The organism is Actinoallomurus spadix, assembly GCF_024055725.1.
Classification (GTDB): Bacteria; Actinomycetota; Actinomycetes; order Streptosporangiales; family Streptosporangiaceae; genus Actinoallomurus; species Actinoallomurus spadix.
This window is the reverse complement of sequence record NZ_JAMXMX010000036.1, coordinates 18,324-33,497: the sequence shown is the minus strand read 5'-3', so window position 1 is coordinate 33,497 and position 15,174 is coordinate 18,324. Positions and strand designations below refer to the sequence as shown.

Annotated in this window: 11 protein-coding genes and 1 riboswitch; of the genes, 6 read left to right on the top strand and 5 right to left on the bottom strand. The window is 71.8% G+C overall.

All coding sequences use genetic code 11. The features are described 5' to 3' along the window. Positions 1-12: 12 nt before the first annotated feature. Positions 13-1,233 (top strand): MFS transporter, encoded by a 1,221-nt coding sequence (locus tag NE235_RS34025; RefSeq protein WP_252810451.1) that lies wholly within the window; start codon positions 13-15, stop codon positions 1,231-1,233. Further along, a riboswitch (cobalamin riboswitch) is annotated at positions 1,200-1,398 on the top strand. It overlaps the preceding gene by 34 nt. A 41-nt stretch (positions 1,399-1,439) precedes the next feature. Continuing rightward, positions 1,440-5,078 (top strand): cobaltochelatase subunit CobN, encoded by a 3,639-nt coding sequence (gene cobN / locus NE235_RS34020; RefSeq protein WP_252810449.1) that lies wholly within the window; start codon positions 1,440-1,442, stop codon positions 5,076-5,078. A gap of 76 nt (positions 5,079-5,154) precedes the next feature. Here the strand turns inward: cobN and NE235_RS34015 are convergent, their stop codons facing one another. Next, complete coding sequence (locus NE235_RS34015) at positions 5,155-6,033, bottom strand: NmrA family NAD(P)-binding protein (RefSeq protein ID WP_252810446.1); 879 nt, start codon at positions 6,031-6,033, stop codon at positions 5,155-5,157. 392 nt (positions 6,034-6,425) lie between these two features. On the opposite strand from NE235_RS34015, the gene NE235_RS34010 reads away from it, so the two are divergent. From NE235_RS34010 to NE235_RS34000, 3 genes are read left to right on the top strand one after another with little or no spacing between them, the layout of a single operon-like run. Next, complete coding sequence (locus tag NE235_RS34010; RefSeq protein ID WP_252810445.1) at positions 6,426-7,733, top strand: ABC transporter substrate-binding protein; 1,308 nt, start codon at positions 6,426-6,428, stop codon at positions 7,731-7,733. Next, positions 7,733-8,692 carry a carbohydrate ABC transporter permease gene (locus NE235_RS34005; RefSeq protein WP_252810443.1) on the top strand — a complete coding sequence of 320 codons (960 nt, stop codon included), beginning with the start codon at positions 7,733-7,735 and terminating at the stop codon, positions 8,690-8,692. Before NE235_RS34010 ends, NE235_RS34005 begins: the two co-directional genes overlap by 1 nt. 1 nt (position 8,693) lies before the next feature. Next, a complete protein-coding gene (locus tag NE235_RS34000; RefSeq protein WP_252810440.1) occupies positions 8,694-9,572 on the top strand; it encodes a carbohydrate ABC transporter permease in 879 nt (292 codons plus the stop codon). Positions 9,573-9,682: 110 nt separating this feature from the next. Here the strand turns inward: NE235_RS34000 and NE235_RS33995 are convergent, their stop codons facing one another. The 4 genes from NE235_RS33995 to NE235_RS33980 form a co-directional block, all read right to left on the bottom strand. Next, a complete protein-coding gene (locus tag NE235_RS33995) occupies positions 9,683-10,447 on the bottom strand; it encodes a DeoR/GlpR family DNA-binding transcription regulator (protein ID WP_252810439.1) in 765 nt (254 codons plus the stop codon). Positions 10,448-10,543: 96 nt separating this feature from the next. Beyond that, positions 10,544-11,671, bottom strand: a complete 1,128-nt coding sequence (locus NE235_RS33990) for a carbohydrate kinase family protein (RefSeq protein ID WP_252810437.1) — start codon at positions 11,669-11,671, stop codon at positions 10,544-10,546. Continuing rightward, positions 11,668-12,999, bottom strand: a complete 1,332-nt coding sequence (gene melA / locus NE235_RS33985; RefSeq protein WP_252810435.1) for an alpha-glucosidase/alpha-galactosidase — start codon at positions 12,997-12,999, stop codon at positions 11,668-11,670. The genes NE235_RS33990 and melA overlap by 4 nt, the downstream gene beginning before the upstream one ends. Before the next feature lie 90 nt (positions 13,000-13,089). Further along, positions 13,090-13,944: an endo alpha-1,4 polygalactosaminidase gene (locus tag NE235_RS33980; RefSeq protein ID WP_252810433.1), complete on the bottom strand. Its 855-nt coding sequence runs from the start codon at positions 13,942-13,944 to the stop codon at positions 13,090-13,092. 299 nt (positions 13,945-14,243) lie between these two features. Here NE235_RS33980 and NE235_RS33975 point away from each other — a divergent pair, with 299 nt between their 5' ends. Further along, positions 14,244-15,170, top strand: coding sequence for an alpha/beta hydrolase (locus NE235_RS33975; protein WP_252810431.1), 927 nt, complete (start codon positions 14,244-14,246; stop codon positions 15,168-15,170). Positions 15,171-15,174: the final 4 nt, after the last annotated feature.

Sequence of the window (15,174 nt, the reverse complement as noted above, 5' to 3'; positions counted from 1 at the left end):
GGAGGAGATCTCATGCCCATCGCGCTGCTCGCCCTGGCGATCGGCGGCTTCGGCATCGGAACCACCGAGTTCGTCATCAGCGGCCTGCTCCCCGACCTGTCCTCCGACCTGCACGTCTCCATCCCCACCGCCGGGCTCCTGGTGTCCGGGTACGCGTTCGGAGTCGTCGTCGGGGCGCCGCTGCTGACCGCACTCGGGTCGAGGATGTCCCGCAAGACCATGCTGGTGTCGCTGATGGCGCTGTTCACCGTCGGCAACCTGCTCTGCGCGCTCGCGCCCGCGTACGGCGTGCTCATGGTCGCCCGGCTGGTGACCGCGTTCGCCCACGGCGCCTACTTCGGCATCGGCTCCGTCGTCGCCGCCGACCTCGTACGGCCCGAGAAGCGGGCCGGGGCGATCGCGATGATGTTCACCGGCCTGACCGTGGCGAACGTCCTCGGCGTCCCGGGCGGCACCGCGCTGGGCCAGGCGCTCGGCTGGCGGTCGACGTTCTGGGTGGTCGCCGCGATCGGCCTGGTCGCTCTCGCGGGCATCGCCACGCTCGTCCCGGCGCAGCCACGGCCGTCCACCGGCACCGGTCTGCGCGGCGAACTCTCGGTCTTCCGGCACGGCCAGGTCTGGCTCGCGCTCGCCATGACGGCCCTCGGCTGGGCTCCGGTGTTCACCGTCATCACCTATGTCGCGCCGATCGCCACCCGCGTCACCGGGTTCTCCTCGGGGGCGGTGCCGATCCTGATGGTGCTGTTCGGTGTCGGCATGGTGGCCGGCAACGCGGTGGGCGGCAGGCTCGCCGACCGTGCCCTCATGCCCAGCCTGTACGCGATCCTCGCCGCCGTCATCGCCGTGTCGGCCCTCTTCTTCTTCGTCGTGCACGGCAAGGTCGCGGTGGTCGTCGTGATGCTCCTGCTCGGCGTGGCCGGCAGCGCCACGATCGCCCCGCTGCAGACCCGGGTGCTGGACAAGGCCGCGGGCGCGCCGACGATGGCGTCCGCGGCCAACATCGCGGCGTTCAATCTCGGCAACACGGTCGGGCCGTTCCTCGGCGGCCTGGCCATCGACGCCGGTCTGGGCTACGCATCGACGACCTGGATCGCCGCGCTCATCGGCGCGGCCGGCCTGGCGGTGGCCCTCGTCTCCGGCGCCCTGGACCGCCGGGCCCCCGAGCGGGTCTCCGGCCCGTACGTGCCGGCCGGCGTACAACACGACGGTGCGCCGGCGGGGTCGCGCTCGTAGACTGAGCGCGCGACGGCGAGGGAAGGAACCCGGTGTGAATCCGGGGCTGTCCCGCAACTGTGACCAGGTAGCGAGCCCGCACGTACGGCCACGGCGATGAGCTGGAAGGCCGCGGGGGAGCGGTGACCTGGGAGTCAGGAGACTTCCCGCCGTCGCCGACCTTTCACCCGAGCCGGGGCGAGGACCCCCGAGGGAAGGAACGACACGTGCGTGTCCTGCTGCTCTCCACCGCCGACACCGAACTCCTGTCCGCGCGCTCCGCGGACGCCGGTTATGTCACGGGCAACCCGTCCCGCCTGGACGTCGCCGACCTGGACGCGCTGTGCGCGGGGGTCGACGCCGTGGTCGTCCGGCTGCTCGGCGGGCTCAAGACCTGGCGGGAGGGGATCGAGGAGCTTCGCCGCAGGGACGTCCCTCTCATCGCGCTCGGCGGGGAGGCCGCCCCGGACGCGGAGCTGATGGCGCTGTCGACGGTGCCCGCGGGCGTCGCCGCCGAGGCGCTGGCGTACCTCCGTGAGGGCGGCGTGGACAACCTGCGGGAGCTCGCCCGCTTCCTGTCCGACACCCTGCTGCTCACCGGGGAGGGCTTCGAGGCGCCACGGGAGATGCCCGCGTACGGCGTGCACCGTACGGGTGGCGAGCCGCGGGACGGCCGGCCCACCGTCGGCGTCGTGTTCTACCGGGCGCACGAGCTGTCCGGCAACACGGCGTTCGTGGACACCCTGTGCGAGCGGATCGAGGAGCATGGCGCGAACGCGCTGCCGGTCTTCTGCGGCTCGCTGCGCTCCGCCGACGAAGGGCTGCTGGAGCTGCTCGGACAGGCGGACTCGCTGATCGTGACGGTCCTCGCCGCCGGGGGAGCGGTGGCCGCGGACGCCTCCGCGGGCGGGGACGAGGACGCGTGGGACGCCGGGGCGCTCGCCGCGCTGGACGTGCCCGTCGTCCAGGGGCTGTGCCTGACGACGTCCCGCGCGACCTGGGAGGCGTCGGACGCCGCGCTGTCGCCGATGGACGCCGCGATGCAGGTCGCGATCCCCGAGTTCGACGGCCGGCTGATCTCGGTGCCGTTCTCGTTCAAGGAGGACGGGCCGGACGGCATCCCCGTGTACGCCGCCGACCCGGAGCGTGCCGCGCGGGTCGCCGGCATCGCCGTCCGCCAGGCCCGGCTCCGGCACACGCCGGCCGGCGAGCGCAGGCTCGCGATCGTGCTGTCGTCGTATCCGACGAAGCACTCCCGCGTCGGGAACGCCGTCGGGCTGGACACGCCCGCCTCGGCGGTGCGCCTGCTCGCCGCGCTGCGCGCGGCGGGCTACGACGTCGGCGAGTACCCCGAGGACGGGGATGAGCTCATCCACGCGCTGATCGCCGCCGGCGGGCACGACGTCGAGTGGCTGACCGAGGAGCAGTTGCGCGCCGCGCCGGCCCGGGGCGCGCTGAAGGACTACGAGGGGTGGTTCACCGCGCTGCCGGAGCCGCTGCGCGAGCGGATGCGGGAGCACTGGGGTGAGCCGCCGGGCGAGCTGTACACGGACGGCGACGACGTCGTCCTCGCGTCGCTGCGGTTCGGCAACGTCGTGCTGATGATCCAGCCGCCGCGCGGGTTCGGCGAGAACCCGGTGGCGATCTACCACGACCCCGACCTGCCGCCCTCCCACCACTACCTGGCGGCGTACCGCTGGCTGGACGAGGTGTTCGGCGCGGACGCCGTGGTCCACCTCGGCAAGCACGGCACGCTCGAGTGGCTGCCCGGCAAGGGCCTCGGCCTCTCCGCCGAGTGCGCCCCGGACGCGGTGCTCGGCGACCTGCCGCTCGTCTACCCGTTCATCGTCAACGACCCGGGCGAGGGCACGCAGGCCAAACGGCGCGGCCACGCCGTCATCGTCGACCACCTCGTACCGCCGATGGCGCGCGCGGACACGTACGGCGACCTGGCCAAGCTGGAACAGCTCCTGGACGAGTACGCCACCGTGCAGGCGCTCGACCCGGCGAAGCTGCCGACCGTGCGCGCCCAGATCTGGACGCTCGTGCAGGCCGCCCAGCTCCACCACGACCTGCACGTCATCGACGAGCCGGGCGAGGCCGACTTCGACGACTTCGTCCTGCACATCGACGGGTACCTCTGCGAGATCAAGGACGTGCAGATCCGCGACGGCCTGCACATCCTCGGGCAGGCCCCCGAGGACGGGCAGCGCGTGAACCTCGTGCTCGCCGTGCTGCGCGCCGCGCAGGTGTGGGCGGGCCGGGCCGGGGCGCTGCCGGGACTGCGGGCGGCGATCGCGGCGGCCCACGGCCTGGACGAGCGCGAGCTGCTCGCCGTGCCGGGCGCGCGGGTGGAGGCCACGGCGCTGACCGAGATCGTCGACGGCCCGGCCCGTACCGCGTCGGACGTGGTCGACCTGCTGGAGGCGGCCGCGCGCAGGCTCGTGGTCGGCATGGAGACGCTCGGCTGGGACGCCTCCCGGGCGGCGGCGGTGTGCGCCGAGGTGCTCGGCCGCGAGGTGCCCGAGGTCGTGGCGCTGCTGGAGTTCGGCGCGCGGGAGGTCGTGCCGCGGCTGGACGCGACGTCCGGGGAGATCGAGGCGGTCCTGCACGCGCTCGACGGGGGATACGTCCCCGCCGGGCCGTCCGGGTCGCCGACGCGCGGGCTGGTCAACGTACTGCCGACCGGCCGCAACTTCTACTCCGTCGACCCGAAGGCCATCCCGTCCCGTACGTCGTGGGACGTCGGCGTCTCGCTCGCCGAGTCGCTGATCCGGCGGCACCTGGAGGACACCGGGGAGTACCCGCGCAGCGTCGGCCTCACGGTGTGGGGCACCTCCGCGATGCGCACGCAGGGCGACGACATCGCCGAGGTGCTCGCGCTGATCGGCGTCCGCCCGGTCTGGGACGAGGCGTCCCGCCGCGTCACCGGGTTCGAGGTCATCTCGCGCGAGGAGCTGGGCCGGCCGCGCGTCGACGTCACGCTGCGCATCTCCGGGTTCTTCCGGGACGCGTTCCCACACGTCATCGCGCTGATGGACGACGCGATCAGCGCGGTCGCGGAGCTGGACGAGGCCGACAACCACGTCCGCGCGCACGCGCTGGAGGACGTGGCCCTGCACGGCGACTGGCGGCGCGCGACCAGCCGCATCTTCGGCTCCAAGCCGGGGGCGTACGGCGCGGGCCTGCTGCCGCTGATCGACGCCCGCAACTGGCGGGACGACCGGGACCTCGCCGAGGTGTACGCCGTGTGGGGCGGCTACGCGTACGGGCGGGGCCTGGACGGGCGGGAGGCGCGCGGCGACATGGAGGCGGCGTTCCGCCGGATCTCGGTCGCGGCCAAGAACCAGGACACCCGCGAGCACGACATCATGGACTCCGACGACTACTTCCAGTACCACGGCGGCATGGTCGCCATGGTCCGGTCGCTGACCGGGAAGAACCCGGCAGCGTACGTCGGCGACTCCGCGCTGCCGGACCAGGTGAAGACGCGGACGCTCGGCGAGGAGACCCACCGGGTGTTCCGCGCCCGCGTCGTGAACCCGCGCTGGATCGCCGCGATGCGCCGGCACGGCTACAAGGGCGCGTTCGAGCTCGCCGCCACCGTCGACTACCTGTTCGGGTACGACGCGACGGCCGGGGTGGTGGACGACTGGATGTACGAGACGCTCGCCCAGGAGTACGTCTTCGACGCGGAGAACCGCGCGTTCATGGAGCAGTCCAACCCCTGGGCGCTGCGCGGCATCACCGAACGCCTCCTGGAGGCCGCGGACCGCAACCTGTGGGCCGAGCCCGACCCGGCGACGCTGGACCGGCTGCGCCGGACGTACCTCGACCTGGAAGGCGACCTAGAGGGCGGCGAGTAGACGAGGGCGGCGGCCGGGACGGCCGGCTGCGACCGATCAGGCCGGCTGCGGCCTACGAGGCCGGGACGACGGGCGGTCAGGCCAGGACGGCGGGCTTGAGCACCTCCGCGCACCACTGACGGAAGCCGGTCGGGGCGGGTGAGGTCACGGCCCGCTGTTCGGCGTCGTAGATGCCGTCGCTCTGGGCGCTGGCCATGTCGACCAGACCCTGCGCCCAGGCGTCGCTCATCCCGTACCCCGTCATCGTCGCCTTGTACGCCTCGTGGTCGACCTGCTGGAAGCGGACCGGGCGTTCCAGGACCTCGGTCAGGACCTGGGCCATGGCGTCGGGGGACAGCGAGTCGGGGCCGATCACCGGGACGGTGCCCTGCCCGGACCAGGAGTCGTCGGCCAGGAGGCGGGCCGCGGTCGCGGCGATGTCGCGGGTGGCGACGGCCGCCAGCGGGCGGTCCGCCTGGTTCGGCATGAAGAACATCCCTTGCTTCCTGATCGCATCGACCTGGTTGAGGAGGTTCTCCATGAAGAACGGCATGGCCAGGGCGCGGTAGCCGACCCCGGTGCTCTCGATCATGTCGTCCATCGCGAACGCGGGCGACAGGAGCCCGGCGTGCCGGCCGTAGCCGCGGCCCAGGCTGGTGACTCCCACGACACGCTCGACGCCCTGAGCCTTGATGGCGTCGCAGGCCGGGCGGGTGAAACCGAGGTAGTGCTCCTGGATGTCGTCGGCGCCCGGGTCCGGGGGGACGAGCCACAGGACGCTGCCGGCGTCCTTGAACGCTTCGGCGAGGACCCCGGGGTCGCTGTGGGAGCCCTGGACGACCTCGGCGCGGTCACGGGTGCGCGGGGCGAGCCGGCCGGGATCGCGAGCGATCACCCGGACGGGCCGGCCGCCGTTGAGCAGCGCGTCGAGGACCTGGTGGCCGATCTGGCCGGTGGGGGCGGTGATGACGATCACGAGCACCTCTGTGAGCGATGGCGATCCGGGGTCGTGCTCCGGCCGGTCTCTCCGTGCCGGACGCGCCGTTTCCGGTGTTAACGAAATCACCATATCAGTGATTATCCACCGCTAACGTCAACTCGTTATCGGCGGAAACGGTTGGTCCCGCGTACCGCCGTCGCCCGGGTGTTCGCCTCTCGCCGCGCCGGAGGAGGCCGCCCCTGGGCCGGTCTCGGCGGGGCGCGACCGCCGATGATCGACCGCTGATCGGTTGCGGCAATGTGACCGTGTTGTTCGCAGAACGCCTTGTACACGTGATTGATTCTGATCTAAAGTCCCTGGCATTGCTCGCAAACGAGCACCGAACCTGACTGAAGCGATGCGCGGGCGGCCCGCCCAGGGAGTTATCTATGACGCGCGCAAGATCACATCTGCTCGGCCGTACGGCCGGTACGCGACTCATGGCCATGGCCGCCACGCTCGCTCTCGGGGCCGTGGCGGCCTGCTCCGGAGGAGGAGGATCCGGCTCCTCCCACGGCGCGACGATCTTCTGGCACGGCTACACCGGGCCGGAGGCGAAGGAGATCGCCGCGCTCGGCCAGGAGTGGAACCAGGCCCACCCGAACCAGAAGGTGAACGTCACCTTCGCCGGCAGCAACGACGACGCCCTGAAGAAGACGCTCGGCGCGTTCGTGTCCGGCAAGACGCCGGGGGTCGCGTATGAGTTCGGCTCGTCGATCACGACCCTGGCCAAGCGGCCCCAGACCCAGGACCTCACGTCGCTGGTCAAGGGCGCGCCCGATTTCAAGTGGGACGACTTCTTCCCGGCCGCCCGGCAGGCCGCCACCACCCCGGACGGCAAGATCTACGGCGTTCCCGCGCTCGTGGACAACCTGGCGCTCGTCTACAACAAGAAGCTGTTCGACGCGGCAGGCCTGTCCTACCCGACGGCCTCCTGGACCTGGACCGACTTCCAGAACGCCGCGCGCAAGCTGACCGACGCCGGAAAGAAGCAGTACGGCTGGGCCTACGTCAACGACGGCACCGAGGACACCGTCTGGCGGTTCCTCGCGCTGCTGTGGCAGGCGGGCGGTGACCTGCTCACCCCGGACGGCAAGAAGGCCGCCTTCGACTCCCCGGCCGGCCTGTCCGCCATGCAACTCCTGCACGACATGTCCGTGACGGACCACTCCGTCTACCTCGACGGCGGCGACCAGCAGTACCTCAACCTCTTCAACTCCGGGAAGATCGGGATGCTGTGGACGGGGCCCTGGGACCTGGGCTCCATCACCAAGGACGTGTCGTACGGCGTCCAGATCCTGCCCGGCAAGGTCACCCACGCGACGATCGCGGGCCCGGACGTCTACATGATGTTCAACAAGTCCGACCGCGCGACCGCCTGGGCCTTCCTGCAGTGGCTGACCTCCCCGGAGGTCCACGTGCGCTTCTCCATCGCCACCGGCGACCTACCCCTGCGGCAGTCGGAGACGCAACTGCCGGCCTACCAGCAGTTCCTGAAGAAGTACCCCGGCGACAAGGTCTTCGTCGACAACCTGGCGAAGAACGCCACGAAGTCGCGGCCGAACATCCCCGAGTACTCCAAGATCTCCCAGGCGCTCGGCCTGGCGGTGCAGGCGGTGCTGCTCGGTAAGGCGCAGCCCCAGGCCGCGCTGGACCAGGCACGCGACCAGGTGAACAGCATCATGGCGGGCGCGTAATGGCGGTCGTGGCGGCCGACCGGGCCGCGGGCGAACGCCGGTCCGCCCGGCGTGGCGGCCGGGCCGGCGGGTCCGGTCCGCGGCTGCGCCGGGCCGACCACCTCGCCGGGTGGGCCTTCGTGTCGCCGGCCGTGCTCCTCATCGGGGTGTTCGGCCTGGTCCCGGTCGTCTGGTCGCTGCTGCTGTCCTTCCAGCAGACCGACCTGACGTCGCCGGGCACGTGGACCGGGGCCGCGAACTACCAGAAGATGGTGCACGACCCGGTGTTCTGGCAGGCCGCCCGGCAGACCCTGGTCTACTGCGTGCTGTTCGTGCCGATCACGATGCTGCTCGCCATCCCCATCGCCGTGCTGCTCAACCAGAAGGTGCGCGGCATGACGTTCTACCGGATGGCGGTCTACGTCCCGCTGGTGACCTCCACGGTCGCCACCGGCGTGATCTTCAGCTGGCTCCTCAACCCGCAGTTCGGCCTGGTCAACGCGGCCCTCGGGAAGGTCGGCCTGCCGCAGCAGGGCTTCTTCCAGAGCACGGGCGAGGCGCTGCCCGCGGTCGTGATGATGACCGTTTGGGGCTGGCTCGGCTTCGCGGTGATCATCTATCTCTCGGCCCTGCAGAACGTCCCGCGTGAGCTCATGGAGGCGGCGGCCCTGGACGGCTGCGGCCGGGTGCGGGCCTTCTGGAAGGTCGAGCTTCCGCTGCTCGCCCCGGCCTCGTCCTTCCTCCTCGTCTGGCTGACGATCAACGCGCTGCAGTTGTTCGACGAGGTCTACGTGACCACGAAGGGCGGCCCGCTGCACGCCAGCACGGTCCTCGTCTACTACCTGTACCAGCAGGCGTTCGTCGACTTCGACGGCGGCTACGCCGCCGCGATCGGCAGCGCGCTGTTCGTGGTGATCCTGGCCGTGACCATGGTCCAGCTCTGGCTGAGCCGCCGGGCCTCCCACTACGAGGGGAACTGAGATGGCCGACACGGCGCTCGCACGATCGAGGGGACACGCCCGCACCACGGAGCGGGAGCGCCCGCCGCGGCGACGGCGCCGGCCCAGCCCCCTGCACCTGATCCTCATCCCGCTGTCGGCGGTGATGCTCGCCCCGCTCATCTGGATGGTGCTGCTGTCGATCTCCACCGAGGCGGAGACACGGCGTTTCCCGCCCGGGCTGCCGAGCGGCGTGCACTGGCAGAACTACCTCGACGCCTGGCACCAGGGGCCGTTCGGGCACTGGCTGCTGAACAGCGCGCTCGTGTCGGTCAGCTGCGTGATCGGCAACCTCGTGCTGTGCTCGCTGGCCGGCTACGCCTTCGCCCGGATCCCGTTCCTCGGCAACCGGGTGCTGTTCGTCGTGGTCCTCGCCACGCTGATGGTGCCGTTCCAGATCGTCATGCTGCCCACCCTCATCGTGATGCAGCACCTGCACCTGACCGACACGCTCGGCGCGCTGATCGCGCCGAACCTCGCCACCCCCTTCGGCGTGTTCCTGATGCGGCAGTTCTTCACGACCGTGCCGAAGGAGCTGGAGGAGGCGGCCCGCATCGACGGCGCCGGACGGCTGCGGACGCTCGCGAGCGTCCTGCTGCCGCTCATGGGCCCGACACTCGCCACCCTGTCGGTACTGACGTTCCTCAACGTCTGGAACGACTTCCTGTGGCCGCTCATCGCCGTGCAGAGCCCCGGGAACATGACGATCCAGCTCGGCCTGCAGAACTTCCAGGGGCAGCACTTCACGAACTGGCCCGTGCTGATGGCCGGCACGGTCACCAGCCAGATCCCGGTGCTCGTCCTGTTCGTCCTCGCGCAGCGCTTCTTCGTCCGCTCCATCGCCTCGTCCGGCCTGAAGTGACCCCGGCCCGTCGTGCCCCCGGCCGGAGCCCCTGGCCGGGGTCACGACGTGCGGGCCACGGCGGGTAGGCCACGACCGTGCATGCCTCGTGCAGGCCACGGCGTGCGGCGTCAGACGAGGGTGACCTCGACGCCCGCCGCGCGGAGCCGGTCCAGCTCGGCCGGGTCCGCGCCGGAGTCGGTGACGAGCATGCTGATCTCGTCGATGCCCGCGATGCGGGAGAAGGCGCGCTTGCCGACCTTCGAACCGTCGGCGAGCACGACGACCTGGTCCGCGGTGCGCAGGAAGCTGCGGTCGGTCTGCGCCTCGACGTCGTCGTGGGTGCTGATGCCCCGGCCCGCCTCGATGCCGTCGACGCCGATGAAGGCGATGTCCAGGTTGATCCCGGCCAGCGCCTGCTCGGCGAGCGGCCCGACCAGCTCGTACGACGCCGAGCGCACGCTGCCGCCGGTCACGACGAGGTCGATGGCGGGGCGTACGGACAGCTCGCCGGCGATGTTCAGCGCGTTCGTGACCACCTTCAGCGGGCGGGCAGACGCCCCGAGGATCCGGGCCAGCTCCGTCGTCGTCGTGCCGCCGCCCAGGCCGACCGAGTGCACCGCGTCGGTCACCAGCCGCGCCGCGGCCTGCGCGATGAGCAGCTTCTCCTCGTGGTGGCGGCCCGAGCGGTAGCGGATCGGCAGCTCGTACAGGACCTCGGCCGAGACCGCGCCGCCATGGGTGCGCTTGAGCAGTTGCTGCTCTTCGAGCACGCGCAGGTCCCGGCGGACGGAGGCGGGAGACGCGCCCAGCTCCCCGGTGAGGTCGGCCACGGAGACGGAGCCGTCCCGGGCCAGCCGGTCGAGGATCAGACCGAGACGCTCCTCTTGACGCACTTGATCACTATAGGACGGCCAGGGCCGCTCGCGAACGGTCGGATCAGGGGTCGATCGCTCACGGCCCTGCTCGCTTCATCCCGTCCTCGCCCACCGTCACGCCGTGGTCAGGGGCTTCACGCCGATCTCGACCCGGGCGGCCAGGGCCGTCGCCTCGTCGCGGCCCGCCTGCGCCGCCGTACCGCCCGCGGCGCGGGTGGACAGTGCCCCGCAGGCGCAGCCCCAGGCCAGCGCCTGCGGGAGGTCGCCCGAGTCGAGCCATCCCGCCAGGAAGCCCGCGTCGAAGCCGTCTCCGGCGCCGACGGTGTCGACCGGGACGACCTCGGGACCGCGCGCCGTGACGTCCTGCGCGCCGATCCGCGCGACCGCGCCGTGGCGGCCGCGCTTCACGACCGGGACGGGGCCCGCCGCGCGGAGGATCCCGAGCGCGTCGTCCAGCCCGCCGGGCCCGCGGTCTCCCGCTCCGCCGGGCGTGCCGGCCGGCCCGCCGGGCCCGCGGTCTCCCCGCTCGCCGAGGGCACCGTCTCCACGCCCGCGGAGGACTTCGTCTCCCCGCCCCCGGAGGGCACCGGCCGGGTCGGCGGCGCCCTGCGCGCCGAGCGCGCCGGCCAGCGCGAGGGCCTCCGCCTCGTTGGGCAGCAGGAACGTGCACGCGGCCGCCAGCCCCGGCGCGAGCCGCCACGTTCCGGCCGGGTCGTCGTTGGTGTCGAGGGACGTCGACGCGCCGCCGGCCGCCGCATCGGCCAGCAGCCGGGGCAGCCCGGCCGCCAGCCGGGGCTGCAGGAAGTACGACGCGGCGTGCACGTGGCGGGCGGTCAGGTCCGGTACGTGCTCGGGACCGAAGGCGGGCAGGCAGCCGGGCGCGGTCAGGATCGCACGGTCCCCGTCCGGCCGGTTCAGGCAGACCGTCAGCGCCGTCGGCAGGCTGTCGTGCCGGGTGCACCCGCTGATGTCCACGCCCGCCGCCGAGAGCGTGTCGAGGACGAAGTCGCCCGCGGCGTCCCGGCCGACCATCGCGACCAGCGCGGTGGACAGGCCGAGCCGGGCGGCACCGTGCGCGACGATCGCCGCGGAGCCGCCGAGCGCCAGCGTGCCGCTGTCGACCAGGGTCTCGGCCTGCCCGGCGGGCGGTGTCTCCGGTGCTCCCGAGACCAGCACGTCGGGGTTGGCGTCGCCGACGACCAGGAGATCCGGCGCGCCGGACCGGCGTGCCGTGGCCGTCACCGCGACCCCGGGGAGACCTGGGCCCGCAGGGCGGGGGGCAGGGCGTCACCGTGCGCGGCCACCATCGCGTCGCACAGCTCCCAGATCTGGTCGACGGTCAGCGCGGCCGTGGTGGCCGGGTCGGACATCATCGCGTGCCGGATGTGCCGGGGGTCGCCCTCGACGGCGGCGGCGACGACCAGCTCGACGACGTTGAGGAAACTCCGGTTCAGGGCGGCGAGCTGCGGCGGCAGCGCGCCGACCGCGTGCGGGTGCACCCCCAGCCGGTCGACGGTCGCCGGGACCTCGACGCCCGCGCCCCCGGGCAGGTTGGTGATCAGGCCCGTGTTGGCGGTGGTGACCTGGATCGAGCGCAGGGCCCCGGTGACGAGGCTGTGGATCACCTGCGGGGCGTACTCGGTGGCGTCCTCCTCCTCGCGGGGCTCCGGGTCCTGCCCGGCGGCCAGGCGTTCCCGGATCGACTCGTACTCGGCGACGTTGCCGGCGCTGATCCCCAGGTAGTCGCCGACCGGGATGCGCAGCCGCTCGATCTCGGCGGGATGGCGCAGGTAGAAGGGGACGTACTCGGAGGAGTGCTCGCTGGTCTCGGTGGGGTAGTAGCCGAGCCGGCGGTACATGTCCACGCGGACCCGGCGGCGCAGCTCGGGGTCGCGTTCGATCGCCTCGTCCAGCGCCGGGTACAGGTCGCGGCCCTGGTGCTGCCAGCGCAGGATCCACGCCTGGTGGTTGACGCCGGCCGAGTGGAAGTCGACCTCCTCGAACGGCACGCCGACGATGTCGGACAGCCCGCGCACGGTCCAGTAGACGGAGTGGCAGAGGCCGGCGGCCTTGAGCCGCGGCGCGACGGTGGCAAGGTACTGCAGGTTCATGGCCATCGGGTTGGTGTAGTTCAGCAGCCACGCGCCGGGGCACACGGCGGCCATGTCGGCGGCCAGCCCCTCAAGCAGCGGGAACGTCCGCAGCGCCCGGAAGATGCCGCCGACGCCGAGCGTGTCGCCGATCGTCTGCCGCAGCCCGAACCGTGCCGGGACCTCGAAGTCGATCGTCGTGGCCCGGTGGCCGCCGACGGCGACCATGTTCACCACGACGTCGCTGCCCTCCAGGGCGGCCCGGCGGTCGAGCTCGGCGACGATCTCCGGCTTGGCGCCGAACCGCTCGGCCGTGCGCCGGGCGAGCGCCTCGGCGACCGACAGCCGCTCGGGGTCGATGTCGTGCAGCGCGAGCCGTACGTCCGCGAGCTCGGGGAAGGAGAGGATGTCGCGCAGGAGCTGCTGCGTGAACTCGACGGAGCCGGCGCCGACGAAGGCGATGCGGATGGACGGGGACATACAGGGTGAACCTTCCACTTGCGGGGGTGGCCGGCGGCGGCTCCGGGTCCGGGACCGCCGCCGGCCGGTACAGCCGGGGAACGGTGCGGCTCAGACGCCGCGGCAGGGGACGCGGTAGGCGGTGAGGTCGAGGTCCTTCTTCATGGAGTTGAAGTTCTGCGCGTTGGCCTTGGTGCAGAACTGCGACGTGCTCAGGGTGTACTCCACGTTGAACACGGCCTTGCCGGCGGCCACGTACTTGTCGTACCCGTAGCCGGTCTGCGCGGTCGTGCACTCGTCATTCGCCCAGCACTCCTCGTTCAGCGCCCAGTCGAAGTAGGGCTGAAGCGTCTTGAGCTGGTCGATGTCGTTCTTCAGGCCCGCGGACAGCCCGCGCCGGTGCGCCTCATTGGCCAGCCAGGTGTTGAACTTCAGCTGGTCGGTCGCGCTGATCGAGAAGCCGGGGTCGTTGGTGTAGCCGTCGACGTTGTCGAACTCGATCGCGTCGAAGCCCTTCGCCTTGCACATGTCCATGCGCTTGCCGAGGATCGTGCCCAGCTTGCCGGTGTACTGCCGGACGTCCAGCCAGCGCTCACCCGCCCAGCCGTCGACGTCGCTGCCGAGCACGCTGCCCGGGAAGTCGCCGGCGTCCGGCCGCCAGTTCTCGTACGTGCCGGCGCTGATGTAGCAGACCACCTTGCGACCGGACTTGGTCGAGTGCAGGTTCGACACGTCGGCGGCGGTGGCGTCGAACCCGTCGATGTCGTACATCGCGACGTCGAGGTACGGCGCGGACGGGACGGTCTTCAGCTGCCACTGCCAGCTCGTGTTCAAGGCGGGCTTCCAGCAGCCGCCGCAGGAGACCGGGTCGGGCAGGGTCGCCGCGCCGGCCGGGAGGGCCAGGCCGAGACAGGCGATCAGTGCCGCGCTCAGGGCGGCGACGACGAGACGTGCTCTTTCGCGCATGGGCGCTCCTCGTGAGTTCGAAGAAACACGGGGCGTCATGCGTGCTGTTCCGCACTCCCCGTACGCGCCGGCCCCGGAATCTCCGCGGCGGCCGGGGTGGCGTCGCCCATAAGGGTCCGCAGGACTGACGCCAGCACGCGAAAGAGCCCTCCTTCCGTCGGCCAGCACCGAGGATTGCTCATTCGTGCTCTCTTCGCAAGGCTTCGGCGCAGAAACAAGCATATTCCGTGACGGTATGGGCTCGTGTGAGGGGTCAGGCCGTGGCGCGAGCCGGGGCCACGGCCGTACGCTGTGCCGCCATGGAACAGGATGTGCTCGGGGCGGACTATGAGGCGATCCGGCTCACGCTGGACGACGACGCCGAGGGCGAGGTGGTCGCCACACTCGTCCGGCGGCCCTGCCCCGGCAGCCGGCGGGCCGTGCTCTACATCCACGGGTTCGTCGACTACTTCTTCCAGACGCACCTCGCCGACTTCTACGTCGAGCGCGGCTATTCCTTCTACGCCCTGGACCTGCGCAAGTACGGGCGGTCGCTGCTCGACCACCAGACGCCGAACTTCGCCCACAGCATGTCCGACTACTTCCCCGAGATCGACGAGGCGGTCCGCCTCATCCGCGAGGACAACGACACGCTGCTGGTGAACGGCCACTCGACGGGCGGGCTGGTCGCCGCCCTCTGGGCCGATCGCGTCCGCGGCCAGGGACTCGTCGACGGCCTGTTCCTCAACAGCCCCTTCCTGGAGCTGAACGTCCCCACCGGGGTCCGCCGTACGCTCGCCCCCGTCGTCCGCGCCCTGGCGAAGGGCCGCCCGAAGATGGCCGTCCCCGCGGGCGTCAGCCGCTCGTACGTCCACAGCATCCACCGCGACCACGACGGCGAGTGGGACTTCGACCTGACCTGGAAACCCGCCGAGGGCTTCGGGGTGCGGCTCGGCTGGCTCGCGGCGATCATCAAGGCCCAGCGGCAGGTCAAGGCCGGACTCGACATCGACGTGCCGGTCCTCGTGATGGCCTCCACGACGACGGTACGCGGCAGGAACGGCGACTACTCCAACGGCGACGGCGTCCTGAACGCCGACGACATCGCCCGCTGGTCGACGCGCCTCGGCCGGCACGTCACGTGCGTGCGCGTGGAGAGCGGGCTGCACGACCTGGTGCTGTCCGCCGCGCCCGTACGGGCCAAGGTCTTCGAGGAACTCGACCGCTGGCTGACGGCCTACCTGTGATCCG